The following is a 17,140-nucleotide window of genomic DNA, read 5'->3' on the forward strand; positions in this document are numbered from 1 at the left end:
CTGTTACTTCTCATCAAATTAATCGTTCATTAACTGGTTATAACGCAATTGGTCTTGATACATTTGTAAATAGACGTTGTATTTTCGTTGGTGGAAATTCTGTGTGGAGAGATCTGGTTTGATCGTATTACCGAACTCAACCATCTCTTTTGCTGCACTAGAAATATCTTTAAAAGCTTTACATGCCACAGCCCCTAAAATTGCAGCACCAAGATTGACGGCGTCTTCTTCTTTAGCCAGAAAAATCTCTTTACCTGTGATATTGGCGTATTCTCTTAACCAAAGTGGATTTTTAGTAGCTCCTCCACACATAATTAATCTGTCAATTTGATAACCTGATTCGATCATGGCATTGACTATGTGAAGTGTTCCGTAAGCAATAGCTTGCATCGTGGCTAAGTAGTGTTTCGCTAAAGCGGTTATACCTGTTTCAAGCGTAACGCCTGAAACCATACCTTTTGCATCAGGATTTGCTCTTGGTGAACGGTTACCATGGTGATCAGCTAATATATGCAGATCATCGGTAAGGTATTTATTGTGCTGTTCTAATTGATTAACATAATGATTAAGAAGTTGATAATAACTACAACCTTTTTGTTTGGCTTCTTGTTCTAATTTTGGCCATGCTTCGTGTTGTCTGATTGACCATTCTAATAAAGCACCAGCAGCACTTTGACCACCTTCATTAAGCCAATAATTAGGTAACATTGCATTTAGATACGGCCCCCAGACACCCGATACCAAAATTGGATTTTTATTAACAATCATGTGGCAATTTGAAGTGCCACTGATAATGGCAAGGCTTGCTTCTGGATTTGAACCAACAAGTGCAATACCACCAGCATGGGCATCAATAATTCCTGTTGCGACAATAACGTTTGTGTGTAATCCAAGTTGCTTAGCAGCCTCTGGTGTTAATGCGCCAGCACTTTCACCTAATCCCAAAACAGTTTGTGGAATTTTATCTTTGAGATCATTAAGACCAATTTTATTGAGGAATTTTTCACTAAAACTCTTTTTATGGGCTAAGTAATTCCATTTACACGTTAGTGTACAAACACTTGCAAGATCGGATTTTGTGGCTTGCCAAACTAAATAATCAGCTAAATCGAAAAAACGCGCTATTTTTTTGTATCTTTCAGGATAATGATGTTTAATCCATAATATTTTTGGCAGTTCCATTTCAATGCTGACTTCACCACCTACATATTGCAATACAGGATCATTGGTTAAATTTATTGTTCTTGCCTCTCCTTTAGCTCGATGATCCATCCACATAATAATATTTTCATTGTTATCGTTATTTTCAGAGATAGATACCGGATCGCCTTGATCATCAAGGGCTACTAAAGAACAAGTAGCGTCAAAACCAATGGAACGAACTTGAGCTACATCAACATTTGCAATAGCTATTGATTCTTTTACTGCAAGGCAAATTTGTTGCCAAATTTGTTTAGAAGATTGTGCAATCCAATCAGAATTGGAATGAAATTGGTCAATAGGTTTAACACTAAATCCTAATCGATGACCTTGCCTATCAAATAATGCGGATCTTACACTTGCAGAACCTACATCAACACCTATAAAAACATCTTTCATCATCGCCTCAACTTTTTGCTAACTCGTGTTAGCATAATAAATAAAAAAATCGAGTAAACAATTAATAAATGTTCATAATGTGATTTAATTCAAATTTTTTTTAAAAATTGCAATAAAAAACACGCGGATATTTGTTCAAAATAAAAGCAGTTAAATTCACAAAAAATAGTCTTTTTTGAAATCACATATATTTATTTTCATTTAAAAATCAATGAATTATTCTTTTGCACAAATCTAAAAATTTATATAAAAACAATGATAGGCTGTTATTAATAATGATAAATACCGATTTTATGTTTTAGTTACTTGATAAAAAATATAAAGGAAATAAGGCAGATATCATGGTTAAAAATGATAACTAACTGATAGATAAATGAGTGGATAAGAAGTTTTGTTGTTAATTTATTGAAATACTCTCCTAATCACTCTTGAATTCAGCCCAAAAAGAATGGCATTTGATAGCATCAGTGATGAAGAGATTAAAGCGGTTGAAAGTCGACTTAATCATCGTCCAAGAAAAAGGCTCAAGTATAAAACACCTTATCAAGCCTTTTACTAACTCGATTCGCACTTAGATGTTGAATTCAAGCACTATTTTTATACTTAAACGTATAGTTAACCTGAAACATCTTTACAATAAATTCTAAATGTTATTGAAATTAATAGGACTATTGCCGAAACCTTTTAGCATGTTAGAATAAGTAACCATATCGATGTTGTAACAATGTAGTAATATTATAATTATTAACATCATCTTCGTTATAAGTAGGATTATTTCATGAAAATCAAAACCCGTTTTGCGCCTAGTCCAACAGGCTATTTACATGTTGGCGGTGCGCGTACAGCACTTTATTCTTGGCTTTATACTCGCCATGCAAAAGGCGCATTTGTGTTGCGTATTGAAGATACCGATCTTGAGCGTTCAACGCCAGAAGCGATTGAAGCAATTATGGATGGTATGAATTGGTTGAAATTGTCATGGGATGAGGGGCCATATTTTCAAACTAAGCGTTTTGATCGTTATAACCAAGTCATTGATGAAATGTTGGAAAAAGGGACAGCTTATCGCTGCTACTGTTCTAAAGATCGTTTGGAAAAATTGCGCGAAGAACAAATGGCAAAAGGTGAGAAGGCTCGTTATGACGGTCATTGTCGTTGTGAGGCGGTACAAAAACAGCATTCTCATGATGAACCTCACGTAGTACGTTTTGCTAATCCAGTTGATGGTGTGGTCATTTTTAATGATTTAATTCGCGGTCCAATTGAGATTGCCAATAAAGAACTTGATGATCTTATTATTCGTCGTACCGACGGGTCTCCAACTTATAATTTTTGTGTCGTGGTAGATGATTGGGATATGGAAATTACTCACGTTATCCGTGGGGAAGATCATATTAATAATACACCTCGCCAGATTAATATTTTAAAAGCACTCAATGCTCCTCTCCCTGAATATGGTCATGTATCAATGATCTTAGGTGATGACGGACAAAAATTGTCCAAGCGTCATGGCGCAGTAAGTGTGATGCAATATCGTGATGATGGCTATTTACCTGAAGCATTACTTAATTATTTAGTTCGACTCGGTTGGTCTCATGGTGATCAGGAGATATTTTCTGTTGCGGAAATGGTTAGCTATTTTTCATTAGATGCAGTGAGCAAATCAGCAAGTGCGTTTAATACTGAAAAGTTACTGTGGTTAAATCATCATTATATTAACCATTTAGATGCTGATTATGTTGCCCAACATTTGGTTTGGCATATGAACCAGCAAGGTTATGATCTACGACAAGGACCAGATCTTATTACAATTATTAAGTTATTTGGTGAGCGCTGTAAAACACTTAAAGAAATGGCTGAATCTTGTGCCTATTGTTATCAAGATTTTGCTGATTTTGATGCCGATGCAGCTAAAAAACATTTACGTCCAGTTGCCAAAGTACCGTTAGAAACGATTAAAGCGAAAATAGAAGCGATTGCCGATTTTGATTGGCAAATTGATAAGATTCATCATGCTATTGAAGAAACAGCAACTGAACTCGATGTTGGTATGGGGAAAGTAGGTATGCCATTGCGAGTTGCGGTAACGGGATTAGGTCAATCACCGTCAGTGGATGCGACAGTTTTTGCTGTTGGCAAACATCGTTCGCTTGCCAGAATTGATAAAGCACTAGCTTATATAAAACAGCGAGAACAAGCTCAAGAATAATATCATTCTTTATTGTCGGTAACCCCGACAATAAACTTGGCTAAGTTGAGAGTTTATATGGCTCACTTAAAAAAACGCTATTGGATCCCTTTGGGGTTTTTACTTCTTATCATTTTGATAAGTCTATATGGTTGGCAGTATTGGCTCTCATTTAAGCAAAAATATGGTATCAATGTTGACTGGCATGGTGCTAAAATCAGTTTAAATGGCATTTTATTTGATGAATTCACCGTTACCAAACAGTCACAATTATCGGTCACGAGTAAAAATCTGGTGATCTCATGGTCGCAGTTATCAGCAACAGATGTTGATATTTACTGGCAAGCAAACCAAGTTATCACGCAAATAACACCGGCAGAAAAAGTAGTTGATGATACTGCACAAAACTTTAATCCTTCTTTGATAGCGACTTTTTTTTATTGGTTACCAACAGTAATTCATATTGATTCATTACGATTTTATCAGCAAGATAATGAGTTATTTAACCTTAATGTTGATGTAACAAAACAGCAAGAAGGGATACAGTTAGCAATAGCAACAAAAGATCAACGTACCATTAAGCTTTCAGCCATATTGCGTTACAACTCAATTGATTCACGCATTGATATACAAAACGGTCTTTTAACCACAATGCTAAATCAAGCCGAGGTCGTAAATAGTACCTTAATTTTACCTTTCTCTGGGTGGTTAACCCAAGATCGGTTATCATTGAGTAGTTTGAATGATGCTACGTTTAATTTAGAAAAAATAAATATCTCTCAAGATTTAATGTTAACTAATACGTCAGGAAAAGCAAAATTCCAATTTGAATCTAAAATACCCATAGAGAGTGATCAGATTTCAGCTAATGTACAATTAATGCTTAATAAGCTCAATGGTATCTATCAAAATAGTGAAATAAAATCGGCCACAGGAACAAGTAATATTGTGATTAACAATAATCAAATTACTGTGTCAACGCCGGAATTAAATATTCAAGAAATCAATGTGGGTATTGCTTTTGAAAAGCTAAAATTAGCGGGCAGTTATACTGCTTCATTCAAATCGCTAAATGGAGGTATCATAACTTGGTCGCAGGCTAGAGCCAATATTTTTTCAGGATCAATTTGGCTGGAAAAAAATAGATTGAATTTAGCTAAATTACCCCAACAATTTAATGTAAGATTAAAACAGATACAATTAAAAGATATTTTTGCTAAATATCCTGTTGAAGGGCTTGCTGGTGAAGGCGAAATTGAAGGCGTTATCCCTATCACTTTATTACAAGCCAAAAATAACAATAAAATTGTGATGAAAACGGTGATTAAAAAAGGCCAATTAGCCACGATTAATGCAGGTTATTTGCAGTTTGAAAATTCAGCACTTAAAGGTTATGTACAAAATAACCCTAATATGAAAATACTCACTGATATTCTTAAAAATTTTCATTATACTAAATTAACAGGTAATGTTGATTATGCTGATGACATTGCTAAATTGAGTCTCAATATTCAGGGACGTAATGAAGATGTTGAAAATGGCAAAGCAGTTAATTTAAATATTACCCTTGAAGAAAATGTTGCCAAATTAATGATGAGCATACTATTGTCAGACCAAATTAGTGAACCGATTCGTAAACGAATTGAGGCGCGTTTAAAGTAATTATTTTATGACTAAGAGGTTACCTTATGGTACGAAATGTTTTTGCAATAATGGTATTGAGTTGCACATTAATGGGATGCTCGCCTACCGTTAAAGTTCAGGCGCCAAGTGAACCTATTAATATTAATTTAAATGTTAAAATAGATCATGAAATTAATATCAAAGTCGATAAGGCACTAGATAATATCATTAATAAATCAGGTCTATATTAAATTCAGGTTTAATTAAATATAGTAGAGTGAAGTTTTATGATTTGCCTTTGGCAAAGGGGTGTGGATTAATTAAGGTAAAATGATCTGTTGTTATCTAAAATCTAACATAATTTTACTTTTTACACTTTTAAATTTATTGAATAATAAAGTTTTTTAGGGAGTCGATTATGGCTATTTATAAAAAAGTAACTGTCGCTTTATTCTCTATAGTTTTATCCTTTTCTAGTGTTGCATTAACGTTAGATCAAGCTATGGATTCATTAAGTCAAGCTAAAGCGAAAGGATTAGTAGGTGAGCAAGCCGATGGTTATTTAGGCATAGTTAAAAGTGAAGGTAATGCAGGAGAAATTGCTCAATTAATTAATCAAGCTCGTAAACAGCAGTATCAAAAAGTATCGTCAGAAACTAATGTTCCTCTTAGTGAGGTTGAAAAAAGAGCGGGTAGTAAAGCACAAGAAAAAACACCGGCGGGTCAATATATAAAGCAACAAGGTCAATGGCAAAAAAAATAATTATGGTATATCTTGCAACAATAGGAAAAGTATAATGATATTGTACTTTAATTGTATTTAAATAATGTGTATGCTGTTTTACCTGACTATTTGCTTATTGCAATTTTTGAAACAAACTGTGAAGCTAATTAAAATAAAAAAAGATATGATAATTTCATATAATTAGTTTTTTACTTGTAAATAGTATCGCTTAGGCGATTTTAAATGGAGAAAATCAATGTGTTCGATTTTAGGTATTCTTGATATTAAATCAGATCCAGAACAATTACGAACCAAAGCATTAGAATTATCAAGTCTTATGCGTCATCGTGGTCCTGACTGGTCTGGTATTTTTGCCTCTGATAAAGCTATTCTTGCTCATGAACGTCTTTCTATTGTAGATGTTAATACTGGCGCTCAACCTCTTTATAATAAAGATAAAACCCTAGTTTTAGCGGTAAATGGCGAAATATATAATCATCAAGAACTCCGAAATCAGTACAAAGATCGTTATGAATTTCAAACTGGTTCTGACTGTGAAGTCATTTTAGCACTTTACCAAGAAAAAGGGATCCACTGTCTTGATGAATTACAAGGCATGTTTGCTTTTATTCTGTATGATATCAACAAAGGTAGCTATTTTATTGGTCGTGATCATATTGGTATTATTCCAATGTACACAGGCTACGATGAAAATGGTACATTTTATGTTGCCTCTGAAATGAAAGCTTTAGTTCCAGTTTGTAAAACCATTGCAGCCTTCCCGCCGGGAAGTTATCTATCTAGTACTGAAGGTGAAATAAAATCCTATTATAAGCGAGACTGGATGGACTATGATAATGTCAAAGATAATAAAACTGATATTAATGCTTTACGTATTGCATTAGAAGAATCAGTAAAAAGCCATCTAATGTCAGATGTTCCTTATGGTGTTTTATTATCAGGCGGATTAGACTCTTCAGTTATTTCTGCTATCACTAAAAAGTTCTCTGCTCGTCGTGTTGAAGATCAAGAAAAATCTGAAGCATGGTGGCCTCAGTTACACTCTTTTGCAGTTGGACTTAAAGGCGCACCTGATCTTAAAGCTGCACAAGCGGTAGCCAATCATTTAGGTACTGTTCACCACGAAATTAATTTTACGATTCAAGAAGGTATTGATGCAATTCGTGATGTGATCTACTTTATCGAAACTTATGATGTAACGACTATTCGCGCTTCCACACCAATGTATCTTATGGCTAGAAAGATTAAAGCTATGGGGATTAAAATGGTACTTTCAGGTGAGGGTGCTGATGAAGTGTTTGGTGGTTATCTTTATTTCCATAAAGCGCCAAATGCGAAAGAATTTCACGAAGAAACAGTGCGTAAATTAGCCGCACTTCATATGTATGACTGTGCGCGAGCTAATAAAGCGATGGCTGCTTGGGGCGTAGAAGCTAGAGTTCCTTTCCTTGATAAGAAATTCTTAGATGTGGCAATGCGTATTAATCCAAAAGATAAAATGTGTGGTAGCAATGGCAAAATGGAAAAATATATTGTCCGTGAAGCTTTTGAATCTTATCTACCAGCATCGGTTGTTTGGCGTCAAAAAGAGCAATTTTCTGACGGGGTCGGTTACAGTTGGATTGATACCTTAAAAGAGATTGCCAATAGCAAAATTACCGATCAACAATTGGAAAACGCAAAATACCGCTTCCCTTACAATACGCCAGCTAGCAAAGAAGCTTATATGTATCGTGAAATTTTTGATGAATTATTCCCACTTGAAAGTGCCGCTCAAAGTGTACCGGGTGGTCCTACTGTTGCTTGTTCAACCGCTAAAGCAATCGAATGGGACGAATCATTTAAAAATCTTAATGATCCATCAGGTCGAGCGGCAGTCGGCGTACATAATGATGCATATAAAAAATAAGCTATTTTCAACTTTATAAATAGTTAAATATAAAAAACGGGGTGTTATCCCCGTTTTTTATGTCTACAAAAAAATTTTTTAGAGTTTTATATTAATGTGTAGAGCCTTTAGGGGCGCCAATAGGTAATATAGTGCGACCATATTGTTCATTAATCACTTCAGCCATAGCAAGATAAATAGCACTTGCTCCACAAATAATCCCTTCAAAACCAGCGATATGAATAATGTCATGGTTACCTGAGATATTACCCATAGCTAATAAAGCAAATAGTATAGTTAAACTAGCAAAGACAAATTGCAATGCACGATTTGCTTTTAATGTACCAATAAACATAAATGCCGTGAAAATTCCCCATAAGGCAAGGAAAATTCCAACAAATGTTGCATCAGTTGATGCGGTTACTGGTGAAGTAGGTAAATACCAAATTCCAACAAGAGCAATCCAGAAAAAACCGTAGGAAGTAAATGCTGTTGTACCAAAAGTATTACCTTTTTTAAACTCTAAAATACCGGCAATCACTTGTGCAAGACCACCATAAAAAATACCCATTGATACAATTGCCGTCATGACGGGAAAAAATCCTGCATTATGAATATTTAATAAAATTGTTGTCATTCCAAATCCCATCAAACCAAGAGGGCCAGGATTTGCCAGTTTTGTTTGTTCCATAAAGATCCTATAAATTAAAATTTATAATAAAAAAAAGAGCGGCAATGATAAGTGCAGAACTCCTATCAATCAAGATCTATAAAAAAATTATTTTTCGCCCCCTTGATATTACCAATAATGTTCCCATTTATGTGAAAACAAAAACATTTCTTTGTGAAAATTAAAGGGTTGAAAATAGCGATTTAATACCTATATACAAAGAATAAAATACAGAATTCGAGGAGAAAAGATTATGGGTAAAATTATTGGTATTGATTTAGGTACAACTAATTCATGTGTTGCGGTCATGGATAATGGTCAAGCAAAAGTATTAGAAAATGCAGAAGGTGATCGTACTACACCATCGATTATAGCTTACACACAAGATGGTGAAATCTTAGTTGGTCAACCAGCAAAACGTCAAGCAGTAACAAATCCACAAAATACACTATTTGCTATTAAACGTTTAATCGGTCGTCGTTATGAAGATGCTGAAGTTCAACGCGATGTTGGTATTATGCCATACAAAATTGTAAAAGCTGATAATGGCGATGCATGGGTTGATGTAAAAGGTCAGAAAATTGCACCACCACAAATCTCTGCTGAAGTATTAAAGAAAATGAAAAAAACTGCAGAAGATTATCTTGGTGAACCAGTCACAGAAGCTGTTATTACTGTACCTGCTTATTTTAACGATGCTCAACGTCAAGCAACTAAAGATGCTGGTCGTATCGCAGGTCTTGATGTTAAACGTATTATTAACGAACCAACAGCAGCAGCACTTGCTTATGGTTTAGACAAAGATGTGGGTAACCGCACTATAGCTGTATACGACCTTGGTGGTGGTACATTTGATATCTCAATTATCGAAATTGATGATGTTGATGGTGAAAAAACATTCGAAGTATTAGCAACTAACGGTGATACTCACTTAGGTGGTGAAGATTTTGACTCACGCTTGATTAATTATTTAGTTGATGAATTTAAACGTGAACAAGGTTTTGATTTGAAAAATGATCCACTTGCAATGCAACGTTTGAAAGAAGCTGCTGAAAAAGCAAAAATCGAATTATCATCAGCTCAACAAACTGATATTAACTTGCCATATATCACAGCTGATGCAACAGGACCAAAACACTTAAATATTAAAGTAACACGTGCAAAACTTGAATCTTTAGTTGAAGATTTAGTAAAACGTTCAATGGATCCAGTTAAAACTGCATTACAAGATGCTGGTCTTTCTGTATCAGACATCAAAGATGTTATTTTGGTTGGTGGTCAAACACGTATGCCAATGGTACAAAAAGCAGTTGCAGACTTCTTTGGTAAAGAACCACGTAAAGATGTAAACCCAGATGAAGCGGTGGCAGTTGGTGCTGCGGTACAAGGTGGGGTACTTGGTGGTGATGTTAAAGATGTATTATTACTTGATGTAACACCATTATCTTTAGGTATTGAGACTATGGGTGGTGTAATGACTACCTTAATTGAGAAAAACACAACTATTCCAACTAAACATAGTCAAGTGTTCTCAACAGCAGAAGATAATCAATCTGCGGTAACTATCCATGTGTTACAAGGCGAACGTAAACGTGCTAGTGATAATAAATCATTAGGTCAATTCAATTTAGACGGTATTCAAGCGGCACCACGTGGTATGCCACAAATTGAAGTAACTTTTGATATTGATGCTGACGGTATTTTACATGTATCAGCTAAAGATAAAAATACAGGACGTGAGCAAAATATTACCATTAAAGCTTCTTCTGGATTAAGTGAAGAAGAAATCCAAAAAATGGTACATGATGCAGAAGCAAATGCTGATGCTGACCGTAAATTTGAAGAGTTAGCTCAAATTCGTAACCAAGCAGATCATCTTGTTCACACAACACGTAAACAAGTAACAGATGCAGGAGATAAATTATCATCTGATGATAAGAAAGCTATTGAAGATGCAGTCAGTGCTTTAGAAGTCGCGGCTCGTGGTGAAGATAAAGCTGAAATTGAAGCAAAAATTAATGCGTTAATGGAAGCTTCTAAGAAATTACTTGAATTAGTACAACAACAAGCTCAAGCAGATCAAACTGCTGGTCAATCAAGTGATAATTCTGCAGCGCAAGATGATGTTGTTGATGCTGACTTCAAAGAAGTTGATGATGATAAAAAATAAACGCTAACTGCTATGTTTTTTAATGAGTTATTTCAACAAGTTTTAAACATGTAAGACATTAAACGGGCGCGAGGTAACTCAAGCCCGTTTAGTTGTTTAGGAACTATAAGAATAAAGGTTAATTATGGCGAAGAAAGATTATTATGAAATATTAGGCGTAAGTAAAAGTGCCACTGAGAGTGAGATTAAAAAAGCCTATAAACGCCTAGCCATGAAATATCATCCCGATAAAAATCAGGATAATAAAGCTGAAGCTGAAGCTAAATTTAAAGAAGTCAAAGAAGCTTATGAAGTCTTAACTGATGAACAAAAGAAAGCAGCTTATGACCAATATGGACATGCTGCTTTTGAACAAGGTTTCGGTGCAGGAGCCGGAGCTGGCGGATTTGGTGGATTTGGCGGTGGTTCTGCTTTTGATGATATCTTTAGTGACTTTTTTGGTGGTGGTCGTGGACGTGGTGGGCAAGCTGCATCAAGGGGAGCCGATTTACAATACAACATCACATTGACATTAGAAGAAGCTGCTGCTGGTGTTAAAAAAGAGATAAGGGTACCAACGTGGGTCACTTGTGACACTTGTCATGGACAAGGCACCGAGAAATCCTCTGATGTAGTGACTTGTGAAACCTGTCATGGTGCTGGTGTGGTACAAATGCGCCAAGGATTTTTTGCTGTACAGCAAGAGTGTCCAACTTGTCATGGACGGGGTAAGGTTGTTAAAAATCCTTGTAAAAAATGTCATGGTGAAGGACGAATACAAAAAACTAAAACGCTATCAGTTACCATTCCTGCAGGTGTTGATACTGGTAATCGTATTCGACTTTCTGGAGAAGGTGAGGCAGGCTTGAATGGTGCGCCTGCAGGCGATTTATATGTTCAAGTGCAAGTTAAACCACATGCAATTTTTGAACGTGATGGTTCAAATCTTCATTGTGAAATTCCAATTAATATTGCATTAGCATCATTAGGTGGTGAAGTTGAAGTACCAACGCTAAATGGTAAAGTAAGTTTGACTATACCAAGTGAGACTCAAACTGGAAAAATGTTCCGTTTGCGTGGTAAAGGCGTTAAATCATTACGAGGTAGTACTATGGGTGATCTTTATTGTCACGTGGTAGTCGAAACACCAGTTAATTTAACCAGTAAACAAAAAGATCTACTTAAAGAGTTAGGTGAAAGTTTTAAAGCTGATAAAAGTGCTAAACATAGCCCAAAAGAAAAAAGCTTTTTTGATAAAGTGAAAAAGTTTTTTGGGTAACATTAATTATTAATATAGTGAATGCGAGGTTAGGTGACTGGCCTCGCTTTTTTTTGATAAAAATATAGTTAATGACCAATTGATTTGCAAAAGAAATGATTAGCAGAATAAGATAATTTGTTTAGTATCTTGACTCAAAACTGGAAAAAAATTATTGGAAGAAATCCTTAAGCAACATAGTCTTTGGATTAAGATGATAACTAAAAGTTTATCAAATGAAGATATCTCTATATTTAAAAGAATGCTGCAACAAAATCATAATAATGTGTCTAAAAAAAACTGAAATGAAAATAATTGATGAGGTCACCGAGATACAAAAATATGCTTAAGTAATTACCTGACAATAGCTTAGATATGACGGATCATTCATTATTGGATATGTTAACTAAAAATTCATGGTACTAAAATAAATTATGGCATACAGGGGATAGATACTTCGCTCTTCAACTAGAGCAATAGATAACAAACCAACATACATACAATGCTATTTGTTAGTATTGAATACCAGGTTGATCTATGTGGATCACAATATTTATAAAGTTGGGTTAAATAATCATCAAATATAACAATGTATCAATTATGGATAGATACTATTTTAGCCAAAAATAGCTATTTTATTACAGATTGTCTCTATTTTGATGATAAAAAAAAGGATAACCTAATTTCTTAGGTTATCCTTATTAAAGCTAATACTCAGTTCAATTACATTTTAGTTGTAAATGTACGAGCAATAACGTCGCGTTGTTGTTCAGCAGTTAAAGAGTTAAAACGTACTGCATAACCTGAAACACGAATTGTTAATTGAGGATATTTTTCCGGATGTTGCACAGCATCTTCTAAGGTTTCACGACGAAGAACATTAACATTTAGATGTTGACCACCTTCAACTTTAATTGTTGGGGCAATATCTAAAGGTACTTCACGATATTCGAACTGACCTAATTCAGCAGTTGGGACAATTTGATCTTCTTTATAAACTGATTTAGCAGCAACACAACGTGCTTCTTTTGTTGTATCATCTAATAACCAGAAAGAATTTAAAAGTGCAGCATTGTTTGCTTTAGTAATTTGGATACCTGTAATCATTTTAAAACCCTCCTATGAGTTTTATTACGCTAACTTATTTATAGCTAATATAGCACTTTAAAAATTTGATTAAAGTCAAAAAAAGCTATTAATTTGATAAGTTATACCTTTGTTACATTTGGGTTTTATATTTGACAATATTACTAATCAATTGATTTTTAAAATTAAATCATATGGTTCGGTAATTTAGGCTTATTTGCCAAACTATATTCCAACACGATTTTTTAATCATAAATAAAAAAATAACTGAATATTGACTGTGAAATAGCCAATATTCAACTTAATAAGTGATATAAATATGTTCGGCTTGAAAGCGCACCTCTTTTTTATCAAGTTGAAGCAATTCCGCTAGAGTAAACGCAAATTTAAAAGCGATACCAAGACCTTTACCGCTAAATAGATTTTCATCAAGCACCACATCTTGATCAACATACACACCATCATTAGCTAATTTATACAAATCACCAGAGCAAACATATCTTCGACCATGAAGTAAATTATTTTTGCTTAATACCTTAACGGCAGCTGAGCAGATAGGGCAAATCCATTTTCCTGCTTTATCATGTAATTGAATAAAAGTGATGACATCAGGATTTTTACCAAGATTAATTGTGCCATCTGGCCCACCGGGAAGAATAATTGCATCATAGAGTGTGGTTTCTTTTTCTTTAAGTAATGCATGCGCTTTAATATCTATATTGTGATAACTGGTTACCACAATGTTATCTTGGCACGCTAATAGGTCAACATTAATCTTCACACGACGTAATGCATTAAAAATAATGATAGCTTCTGCTTCTTCAAAACCTTCTGCAAGTAAAATGGCGACTTTAGGGTTATTCATATAAATAGTTCCTCTATTAAATAAAATTTGAATTATTGTTTCATAAATTTTTACGACTTTTTCAAAAAAAATAGGAGAAATAAAACATTTGTGATGAGAATCACATCGACTTTTAAATTTTTGCCACTTTTATAAAAAGTTGGCATTCAATTTAAGGTGTAACTAGACCTCTCACCATAGACTATTTGTTGTATCTGGAATAAATATTTGGTTTTTTGTTGAAAAATAAAACATCACTGTCTTTAGATACAAGATCGCATTTTACAGTTAATGACAATTTACCATTAAGGTGAATTGATTACACAAGCGGGTGTCAAAATGAAAAATAGAGTGATAGGTTTAAAAAATTACTTAGCATATGGATCGGGTGATTTTTTAGGTGCGGGAACCACCGCACTAACAGCTGCGTGGTTGTTGTATTTTTATACCAATTTTTGTCATTTAACTCCCATTGAGGCAACTTTTATTTTTGCTGCTGCCAGAGTGGCAGATGCAGTTATAAGTCCATTAATGGGATATTTAACCGATAATTTTGGACGAACTCGCTTAGGAAAACGGTTTGGACGACGTAAATTCTTTATTTTATTGGGGATCCCATTAATCTTTAGTTATAGTGTAATGTGGGCTCCAGGCATGAGCTATATCTATTATCTGTTGACCTATCTTTTCTTTGATATTGTTTATACTATGGTACTTGTACCATATGAAACCCTTGTTCCTGAAATGACGGATGATTTTAAACAAAAAACCAAATTCTCAGGTGCGCGTATTTCAATGGCTCAATTGTCAGCTATTTTAGCTGGTTTCTTACCGGGTATCTTACTCAGCTATTTTGGTAAAGATAATGCCATATCATTTTTCTATTCTAGCCTAGTTTTCTCTATTTTATGTTCTATTGCACTTTGTATGGTGTACTTATTTACATGGGAAAGACCAAAAGAGTTGAAATCTAAAGAGGCATTACAAGCAGAAGAAGAGGCTGCGTCATTAACTTTCAAAGAGAGTTTTAAACACTTAATTATTGAGTTGTTATCTACCTTTAAAATAAAGATATTTCGACAACATTTGGGCATGTATTTAGGTGGATACATCGCGCAAGACGTCTTCAATGCAGTATTTACTTACTATGTTATTTTTGTATTACTACAAGAGCCAACGGTAGCCTCGATGTTAATTGGTACTATGTCTATAACGCAATTTATAGCTGTTTTATGTATGATGCCATTATGTATTAAATATGGCCCCGCCCCATCATATCGGGGAGTGGTAACTATTTTTGGTATCAGTTGTTTAGCTTATGGTATTGTTTGGTACTATAATTTAAGTCATATACACACACTATTAATTACAATTTCAGCTATCGCAGGATTGGGTCGCGGCGGTATTAACTATGTACCATGGAATATCTATACCTATATTTCAGATGTGGATGAAATGATCACTGGCAAACGTCGTGAAGGTATTTTTGCAGGTGTGATGACGTTCACTCGTAAAGCATCTCAAGCTGGAGCAGTTATGTTAATCGGTGTATGTCTACAAATGTCAGGTTTTGTGAGTGGACAAACACAACAACCGCCTGAAGTATCACAAACCATTCTTTTCTTATTAGTTTTTGGTACCGTTTTTGTGTTGACATTAGGGTTCCTTATTTCATTGAAATTTAAATTAAACCTAAAAACACATAGCGTATTGATTAATGAAATTAAAAATATGAAAGGTATTGGTACAAATCCTGATAAAAAAATTACTGATGAAGGAAAACCTATTGTAGAAATGCTTACTGGTATGCCGGTTGCCGAGCTCTGGGGTAATAATAATATAGGTTATAAGAAAAAATAAGTTTGAATCATATTGATGATATTAAAGTAAAATTAGAGGTACATGGACATGCAAATTTTCCCAGTAAAACATAGTAAGTTACTATGTAAGCCTGAGTATTTGGTTACTCGCTCAGAGTTAGAACAATTAATTCGAAAAATAGTAAACAATTTAATTAATATCCAAGATGAAACCGGTGAATTCCTTTTACGCTTAGATGATGGGCGCGTTATTGATACCAAAGGTTGGTGTGGTTGGGAGTGGACTCATGGTATTGGTCTTTATGGGATGTACCAGTTTTACCAACAAACCGGTGATCAAAAAACACTTAATATCATTGATGATTGGTTTAAACAACGTTTATCAGAAGGTACGCCAACTAAAAATGTCAATACGGTTTGTCCATTTTTAACTTTAGCATATCGTTATGAAGAAACTAAAAATCCTACCTATGTACCTTATTTAGAACGTTGGGCAGATTGGGTAATGTATGAGATGCCAAGAACTAAATTTGGTGGATTACAACATATAGTTTATAACAATGAAAATCATCAACAGCTTTGGGATGATACATTGATGATGAGTGTGTTGCCAATAGCTAAAATTGGTAAGCTTTTAAATAAAAAAGAGTACATTCAAGAAGCGATTTATCAAATATTGTTTCATATACAATATCTGATGGATCGCCAAACAGGACTTTGGTTCCATGGTTGGACTTTTGAAGGAAATCATAATTTTGCTAACGCAAGATGGGCAAGAGGAAATAGTTGGTTAACCATTGTTATTCCTGAATTTATTGAATTACTCGATCTTAAAGAGAGTGATCCTATCAGGAGAACTTTAATCGAAGTATTAAATGCGCAAGTTGAAGCATTAGCTAAATATCAAGATAAAAGTGGTTTATGGCATACTATTATTGATGATCCTGACTCTTATCTTGAAGCCTCAGCAACAGCAGGATTTGCTTATGGTATATTAAAATCTATTAGAAAACGTTATATTTCTAATGATTATATTCCAGTTGCCGAGAAAGCCATACAAGGTGTAATAAATAATATCGATGATGAAGGAACATTACTGAATGTTTCATTTGGAACGGCAATGGGTAATGATATTGATTTTTATAAAAAGATCCCATTAACATCGATGCCTTATGGTCAAGCCATGGCTATTTTATGTTTAACTGAATATTTAAGAGTATTTATTTAAACTAGAATAATTGATTTGGATTAGGTTTATTATTTTTTTTAG

Annotated in this window: 13 protein-coding genes; 9 read left to right on the forward strand and 4 right to left on the reverse strand. The window is 34.4% G+C overall.

The window, feature by feature from the left end; genetic code table 11:
• Nucleotides 1-18: 18 nt before the first annotated feature.
• On the reverse strand, nt 19-1,602 hold the full coding sequence (locus tag A9G11_RS09755; protein WP_065619421.1) for an FGGY-family carbohydrate kinase: 1,584 nt from the start codon (nt 1,600-1,602) through the stop codon (nt 19-21).
• A 775-nt stretch (nt 1,603-2,377) separates the two neighbouring features.
• Here A9G11_RS09755 and gltX point away from each other — a divergent pair.
• The 5 genes from gltX to asnB all read left to right on the forward strand — a co-directional run bounded on the left by gltX (nt 2,378) and on the right by asnB (nt 8,064).
• On the forward strand, nt 2,378-3,808 hold the full coding sequence (gltX, locus tag A9G11_RS09760; RefSeq protein WP_065619422.1) for a glutamate--tRNA ligase: 1,431 nt from the start codon (nt 2,378-2,380) through the stop codon (nt 3,806-3,808).
• Nucleotides 3,809-3,865: 57 nt separating this feature from the next.
• Complete coding sequence (locus tag A9G11_RS09765; protein ID WP_065619423.1) at nt 3,866-5,449, forward strand: intermembrane phospholipid transport protein YdbH family protein; 1,584 nt, start codon at nt 3,866-3,868, stop codon at nt 5,447-5,449.
• Nucleotides 5,450-5,475: 26 nt separating this feature from the next.
• Complete coding sequence (locus A9G11_RS09770; RefSeq protein ID WP_065619424.1) at nt 5,476-5,661, forward strand: YnbE family lipoprotein; 186 nt, start codon at nt 5,476-5,478, stop codon at nt 5,659-5,661.
• Nucleotides 5,662-5,828: 167 nt separating this feature from the next.
• Nucleotides 5,829-6,173, forward strand: coding sequence for a YdbL family protein (locus A9G11_RS09775; RefSeq protein ID WP_065619425.1), 345 nt, complete (start codon nt 5,829-5,831; stop codon nt 6,171-6,173).
• A 217-nt stretch (nt 6,174-6,390) separates the two neighbouring features.
• Nucleotides 6,391-8,064, forward strand: coding sequence for an asparagine synthase B (gene asnB, locus A9G11_RS09780; RefSeq protein ID WP_065619426.1), 1,674 nt, complete (start codon nt 6,391-6,393; stop codon nt 8,062-8,064).
• Between the two features lie 91 nt (nt 8,065-8,155).
• Here asnB and satP read toward each other — a convergent pair whose 3' ends face one another.
• Nucleotides 8,156-8,734 carry an acetate uptake transporter gene (gene satP, locus A9G11_RS09785; RefSeq protein ID WP_065619427.1) on the reverse strand — a complete coding sequence of 193 codons (579 nt, stop codon included), beginning with the start codon at nt 8,732-8,734 and terminating at the stop codon, nt 8,156-8,158.
• A 232-nt stretch (nt 8,735-8,966) separates the two neighbouring features.
• Here satP and dnaK point away from each other — a divergent pair, with 232 nt between their 5' ends.
• Both dnaK and dnaJ read left to right on the forward strand, forming a co-directional pair.
• On the forward strand, nt 8,967-10,883 hold the full coding sequence (gene dnaK / locus A9G11_RS09790) for a molecular chaperone DnaK (protein ID WP_065619428.1): 1,917 nt from the start codon (nt 8,967-8,969) through the stop codon (nt 10,881-10,883).
• Between the two features lie 124 nt (nt 10,884-11,007).
• Nucleotides 11,008-12,141: a molecular chaperone DnaJ gene (gene dnaJ, locus A9G11_RS09795; protein ID WP_065619429.1), complete on the forward strand. Its 1,134-nt coding sequence runs from the start codon at nt 11,008-11,010 to the stop codon at nt 12,139-12,141.
• 702 nt (nt 12,142-12,843) lie between these two features.
• Here the strand turns inward: dnaJ and grcA are convergent.
• Both grcA and A9G11_RS09805 read right to left on the reverse strand, forming a co-directional pair.
• Nucleotides 12,844-13,227, reverse strand: coding sequence for an autonomous glycyl radical cofactor GrcA (gene grcA / locus A9G11_RS09800; RefSeq protein WP_065619430.1), 384 nt, complete (start codon nt 13,225-13,227; stop codon nt 12,844-12,846).
• Between the two features lie 280 nt (nt 13,228-13,507).
• Complete coding sequence (locus tag A9G11_RS09805) at nt 13,508-14,071, reverse strand: DJ-1/PfpI family protein (protein WP_065619431.1); 564 nt, start codon at nt 14,069-14,071, stop codon at nt 13,508-13,510.
• 318 nt (nt 14,072-14,389) lie between these two features.
• On the opposite strand from A9G11_RS09805, the gene A9G11_RS09810 reads away from it, so the two are divergent.
• Together A9G11_RS09810 and bglB are read left to right on the forward strand one after the other, a co-directional pair.
• Entirely contained in the window at nt 14,390-15,910 is a 1,521-nt protein-coding gene (locus A9G11_RS09810) for an MFS transporter (RefSeq protein WP_065619432.1), read from the forward strand.
• Nucleotides 15,911-15,958: 48 nt separating this feature from the next.
• Nucleotides 15,959-17,098 (forward strand): beta-galactosidase BglB, encoded by a 1,140-nt coding sequence (gene bglB, locus A9G11_RS09815; protein WP_065619433.1) that lies wholly within the window; start codon nt 15,959-15,961, stop codon nt 17,096-17,098.
• Nucleotides 17,099-17,140 lie beyond the last annotated feature (42 nt).

It is taken from the genome of Gilliamella sp. wkB108 (assembly GCF_001690195.1).
Classification (GTDB): Bacteria; Pseudomonadota; Gammaproteobacteria; order Enterobacterales; family Orbaceae; genus Gilliamella; species Gilliamella apicola_L.

Bases quoted from the DNA above. Each gene is read 5' to 3' on its own strand.
- A9G11_RS09810 (WP_065619432.1), top strand. From the start codon at position 14,390: ATGAAAAATAGAGTGATAGGTTTAAAAAATTACTTAGCATATGGATCG.
- A9G11_RS09755 (WP_065619421.1), bottom strand. From the start codon at position 1,602: ATGATGAAAGATGTTTTTATAGGTGTTGATGTAGGTTCTGCAAGTGTA.
- asnB (WP_065619426.1), top strand. From the start codon at position 6,391: ATGTGTTCGATTTTAGGTATTCTTGATATTAAATCAGATCCAGAACAA.
- A9G11_RS09765 (WP_065619423.1), top strand. From the start codon at position 3,866: ATGGCTCACTTAAAAAAACGCTATTGGATCCCTTTGGGGTTTTTACTT.
- dnaJ (WP_065619429.1), top strand. From the start codon at position 11,008: ATGGCGAAGAAAGATTATTATGAAATATTAGGCGTAAGTAAAAGTGCC.
- A9G11_RS09770 (WP_065619424.1), top strand. From the start codon at position 5,476: ATGGTACGAAATGTTTTTGCAATAATGGTATTGAGTTGCACATTAATG.
- A9G11_RS09775 (WP_065619425.1), top strand. From the start codon at position 5,829: ATGGCTATTTATAAAAAAGTAACTGTCGCTTTATTCTCTATAGTTTTA.
- grcA (WP_065619430.1), bottom strand. From the start codon at position 13,227: ATGATTACAGGTATCCAAATTACTAAAGCAAACAATGCTGCACTTTTA.
- gltX (WP_065619422.1), top strand. From the start codon at position 2,378: ATGAAAATCAAAACCCGTTTTGCGCCTAGTCCAACAGGCTATTTACAT.
- satP (WP_065619427.1), bottom strand. From the start codon at position 8,734: ATGGAACAAACAAAACTGGCAAATCCTGGCCCTCTTGGTTTGATGGGA.
- A9G11_RS09805 (WP_065619431.1), bottom strand. From the start codon at position 14,071: ATGAATAACCCTAAAGTCGCCATTTTACTTGCAGAAGGTTTTGAAGAA.
- bglB (WP_065619433.1), top strand. From the start codon at position 15,959: ATGCAAATTTTCCCAGTAAAACATAGTAAGTTACTATGTAAGCCTGAG.
- dnaK (WP_065619428.1), top strand. From the start codon at position 8,967: ATGGGTAAAATTATTGGTATTGATTTAGGTACAACTAATTCATGTGTT.